The organism is Geminisphaera colitermitum TAV2, from assembly GCF_000171235.2.
Taxonomy (GTDB): Bacteria; Verrucomicrobiota; Verrucomicrobiia; order Opitutales; family Opitutaceae; genus Geminisphaera; species Geminisphaera colitermitum.
The window spans coordinates 1-2271 of the sequence record NZ_ABEA03000056.1 but is presented as its reverse complement, the minus strand read 5'-3'; the positions used below and the strand labels follow the sequence as shown (position 1 = coordinate 2271).

1 protein-coding gene and 1 pseudogene are annotated in these 2271 nt (G+C 61.9%); both read right to left on the bottom strand.

Going from position 1 to position 2271, the window contains the following annotated elements:
- The coding region (locus tag OBACDRAFT_RS06495) for a BatD family protein (RefSeq protein ID WP_198529853.1) at positions 1-1377 on the bottom strand (1377 nt) is incomplete at its 3' end.
- Positions 1377-2271, bottom strand: a pseudogene (locus OBACDRAFT_RS27955) (hypothetical protein); the annotation flags it as partial. The gene OBACDRAFT_RS06495 and the pseudogene OBACDRAFT_RS27955, both read right to left, overlap by 1 nt.

Genomic DNA, 2271 nt, shown 5'->3' with positions numbered 1-2271 from the left:
TTCGCCGCCGAACGTCGAACGTCCAACATCCAACGTCGAACGTCCAAGTGGAGAAGGCTGCGTAGCGTTGGAAGCAGCTTGTCCGTCCATTGGGTGTTGGGCGTTGGATGTTGGATGTTGGATGTTCGCGCTTTGCGCGGCAGTGGCGTGGATGGTGACGGCGGGGGCGGTGAGGGTTTTGTATTGGCCGGCGACGGGATCGAAGACGGTGAGTTCAACGGGGCCGAGGGTGTAGGAGCCGGGTTTGGTGGGGATGAGTATGACGTCTTCGGAGAGGGTGGCGTCGAAGAGGGTGTTGTCTTTTTGCGTCTTTTGCGCGCGGGGTTGCACGACGCGGAAATCGCGGGAGACGTCACGCGGAGGCAGTGCCGTTATGGAAGGCCAGTTGCCGGTGCCGGTGAGTTCGAGGGTCCAGGTGATGGGGTCGCCGACAGTGCAGTTTTCGGGGACGATTTTGCTGGTGAGGGTGAAGTCGCCGACGGCTCCGTTGAAGGTCGCGGGGGCGGGTTGGGGGAGGGGTTTTATCGTCAGAGCGGCGGGCGGGGTGCTAATTGTGAAGGCGGTATAGACAGCGTCCAAAATATTGCGTCCGGTGACGAGGGCGATGGGGTAGGCGGCGTTGTTGAGTTGGATGGCACCGGTTTGTGTAGCGAGGGCGCGGGTGGTGTAGGCGAGGGTGGCGTATTTCTGACTGCCTCGCATGTATTGGGTTTCAGTGGGTTTGGCGGGCCAGTCTTCGACAACAAGCGGAGATGGGTTCCATTCGAGTTGCCCGTTGAGGCGGGGGCCGTGGCGGAGGGCGAGGTTGAGGCGGTAGGTGAGAGGAAAGACTTGGCCGACCCACACGGGTTCCTTGGGGAGGGAGAAGTGGGAATTGGCAACGTCGTCAAGGGGAGTGCCAGATTGGTCAACGGTGGCTTCGACGACAGTGTATTCGGCGGGGGGAACGGCGATTTTGCCGCGGTCGGTTTCAATGATGAAGGAGGGAATTCGTATCTGGGGGCGTTGCGCAGCACGTACGGGGTAGCTGAGAATGACTGATGAGTAGCTGTTAAAGTTGATGTTGATGGATTGGTTGCTGATGCCGGGAGTGCCGAAGGTGAGGCCGTCAACGGTGGGGAGGGTGATTTCTCCCTTGGGTTTGCAGTTCTCGAAGACGAGGGCGAGGCGGGTTTCCTGGTCGCGGGCAAGGGAGCCGGTGGAGGGTTCCCAGCGGATGGTCTGCGCGGCGGCAAGGGTGGCGGTAAATGCGAATGTGGCGAGGAGCGCGCCGCCGCGAACGTCGAACATCCAACGTCCAACATCCAACATCCAACGCGGGATGTGACGAGGGCGGCGGGGAGGAATGACTGGATGGTTGCGTAGTGGCGTGTTCATTACCAGTTGCGTCGGTTTTTGTCGGGCTGTGGTTGCTGGTTTTCGTTGAGGAGTTGGAAAAGTTGCGCGGGGGAGTCGTTGTCTTTGAGGCGTTCGAGGCGCTGGAGGGGGACGAGGAGGTTGGGATCGGTGTTTTTGTCGATGGGAGAGGCGCCGGTTGCGGTGCCGCCGACGCGCTGCGTGGCGGGTTGGGGTTGCGGTTGTTTTGGCTGCGGGTCGGTGGTGGCGTCGGCAGTCTTGGGTTGGGGTTGGTCCGGTTGCTGGTCTTCGCCGGGTTTGTCGCCGAAGGCGGATTGGGGGGGAGGCTTGGGGGCTTGTTGTTGCTGGTCGCCGGACGCGGGTTGTTGTTGCTGCTGCTGCTGATCGGGTGGCTGCTGGCCGGAGGGTTGCTGGTCGTCGGGATTGGTCTGTTCGGGCTTTTGAGATTCCTTGGGTTGTTGGGCGTCGGATTGTTGTTGCTCGTTGGATTGTTGGCCGGACTGGCCGTTTTGTTGTTGTTGTTGGGATTTGTCGCCTTGGCCGCCTTGGCCTTGCTGGTTCTGCTGCTGCTGTTGCTGTTGGTTGTTCTGCTGGTCTTGTTGTTGCTGCTGCTGCTGGGGCGGGGGTTGTTGCTTTTGTTTGAGTTGTTCGAGGGCGGTGCGGAGGCGGGGCCAGTCGGCGGCAGTCGGAGATTTTTTCTCGGCTTGGGCAATGGCTTGGAGGGCGTCGTCAATGGGACCGCCGGGGATGGGTTTGCCTTGGGCGTGGAGGGGCTGACCGTAGGCGAGGGTGGCTTCGGCAAGGGAGACGGCGTCGCGGGCGGTGAGGGCGGGTTGGTCGGCGAGGCGGGTGACGAGTTGGGAGAGGGCGGCAGAGGTGGCGGTGGAATCCACTGTGGCCGGAGGGGCGTTGGGG